Origin of the sequence: Vibrio ichthyoenteri ATCC 700023 (genome assembly GCF_000222605.1) — a bacterium.
GTDB classification, from domain to species: Bacteria; Pseudomonadota; Gammaproteobacteria; order Enterobacterales; family Vibrionaceae; genus Vibrio; species Vibrio ichthyoenteri.
The window spans coordinates 1-1,749 of record NZ_AFWF01000127.1 but is presented as its reverse complement, the minus strand read 5'-3'; the positions used below and the strand labels follow the sequence as shown (position 1 = coordinate 1,749).

Annotated in this window: 3 protein-coding genes; all 3 read left to right on the top strand. The window is 49.1% G+C overall.

Translation table 11 applies throughout. From position 1 onward, the window contains the following. The coding region (locus RH85_RS10105; protein WP_006712126.1) for a helicase-related protein at positions 1-618 on the top strand (618 nt) is incomplete at its 5' end. 66 nt (positions 619-684) lie between these two features. Beyond that, the gene (locus RH85_RS10100; protein WP_006712125.1) at positions 685-933 is read left to right on the top strand and encodes a hypothetical protein; all 249 of its coding nucleotides are present in this window, start codon (positions 685-687) and stop codon (positions 931-933) included. 164 nt (positions 934-1,097) lie between these two features. Beyond that, positions 1,098-1,586, top strand: a complete 489-nt coding sequence (locus RH85_RS10095) for a DUF957 domain-containing protein (protein WP_006712124.1) — start codon at positions 1,098-1,100, stop codon at positions 1,584-1,586. Positions 1,587-1,749 lie beyond the last annotated feature (163 nt).

Below are 1,749 nucleotides of genomic sequence, written 5' to 3'. Positions count from 1 at the left end.
CACCCTCGTACTGGCGAGACACTGGCCTACATTCCTGCATTGTTTGATGAGCAGACACCAACCCCCAAAGAGCAGCAGCTCATTGAGATGGTGAAAGCTAATCAAGTTCAGGGGAAGCGGACTTTGGTTTATACCGTCTACACGGGCAAGCGAGATACTGCATCGAGACTCAAAGCGCTCCTGAGCGCGGAGGGTTTGAAATGCGCTATCTTGCGTGCCAGCGTGAAAACCGAAGACCGCGAAGATTGGATATTGGAGCAAGTGGACAGGGGGATTGAAGTGCTTATCACTAACCCTGAATTGGTAAAAACCGGACTCGACCTCTTAGAGTTCCCGTCCATCGTCTTTACCAACACCGGCTACAACGTCTATACCCTGATGCAAGCGGCCAGACGCAGTTGGCGTATTGGTCAGAAAAACGATGTGGACGTCAATTTTCTTGGCTACCAAGGCAGTGCGCAAATGACGTGCTTAACCTTAATGGCCAAGAAGATTGCGGTCACTCAATCAACCTCTGGTGAAATGCCAGAAAACGGATTGGATGTGCTAAACAGCGATGGCGACAGTGTCGAAGTGGCGCTAGCAAAATCGTTACTTAAGCAGACCCAACACCGTTAATCCCCGACAGGGCACTTGTTGCCCTGTTAGGCTCAAGTGCTCTTACTTAACCAATAGGAGCAAACTATGACACAAACCATCACACAAGGGGCTGCCTTAGCCCTTGCGTATTTTAAAGAGGGGTTTCCCTATCACGAAAACAACCACGTGCTGTTTGAGCAAGTCTCACATGGCGGTGATGTGGAGTTTTTCACTTGGGTATTGGAGCAAATCATTCCCGTAACTGAGAGCTATCTGGAGCAGTACTCCTTAGATGAGCCTGACAAGCTTTATCTTTTCTATGGGAACGCTTATCCCGAGCAGTTATCTCGATGACTAGGAAGCAATCCAAGCCCAACACAACATGATTTGGAGCAGTGCATAGCGTTAACGCTCAATGTCCTCGCCCAGACCATGCGTGATATACGCCTGTAATTTTTTCACCCTAACCGGGAGCTTGCCTCCCGGTACGCTCCCTTTTATATAAATTGGAGCAAACGATGAAAAACATGAACCACGTCCTCACCGAACTTATGGCTTGGTTAGAAGATAACATGGCCAGTGAAAGCGAGCTGCATTTTGACAATGACGGCAAGGTAAACTCCGAAATGGTTTACCAGGCATTGTCCATGCAACTTGCGACTTTACCGCCGTGTGATGCGTTAAAAACACACCTCGCCTTGTCCCATTCGATGTTGGCGCAAGTGTGTCATTTACAACGTGTGCATCGACCTGCACTGGCGTGGCAACCTCAATTGATCACATTGATTGAGCGGAGAACGTCAGGCGGACTCTTTGTGTCACCGGCAACCAACCCAGAGCCGTATCGTGAGTTTCACTACTACTGTGGTGAAGACAATACGTTATGGGCGCTGATGGTGATGGACGTGCAAGGCTGTATCGTCGATGTCTATTTGCACCCTGAGTTGTATGCAGACCCAGAAGTGTTTGCGATTTGTACCTTTTTCAGAGCGGAGACAGCACGATGAGCAGAGAGGAAAGATTGCAAGTTGCCAACACCATCTTAGCCCAATTGGGTGGTCATCGTTTTTTATCATGACCGGCGCAAAGCAACCCATCGCAATAGAGAACGGAGTGATGTTCACGCTTCCAGCTCGTTTAGCGAAGCAGGGGATCAACAGAATCCGCATC

Coding starts and splice junctions, on each gene's coding strand:
- RH85_RS10095 (WP_006712124.1), top strand. CDS start 1,098: ATGAAAAACATGAACCACGTCCTCACCGAACTTATGGCTTGGTTAGAA.
- RH85_RS10100 (WP_006712125.1), top strand. CDS start 685: ATGACACAAACCATCACACAAGGGGCTGCCTTAGCCCTTGCGTATTTT.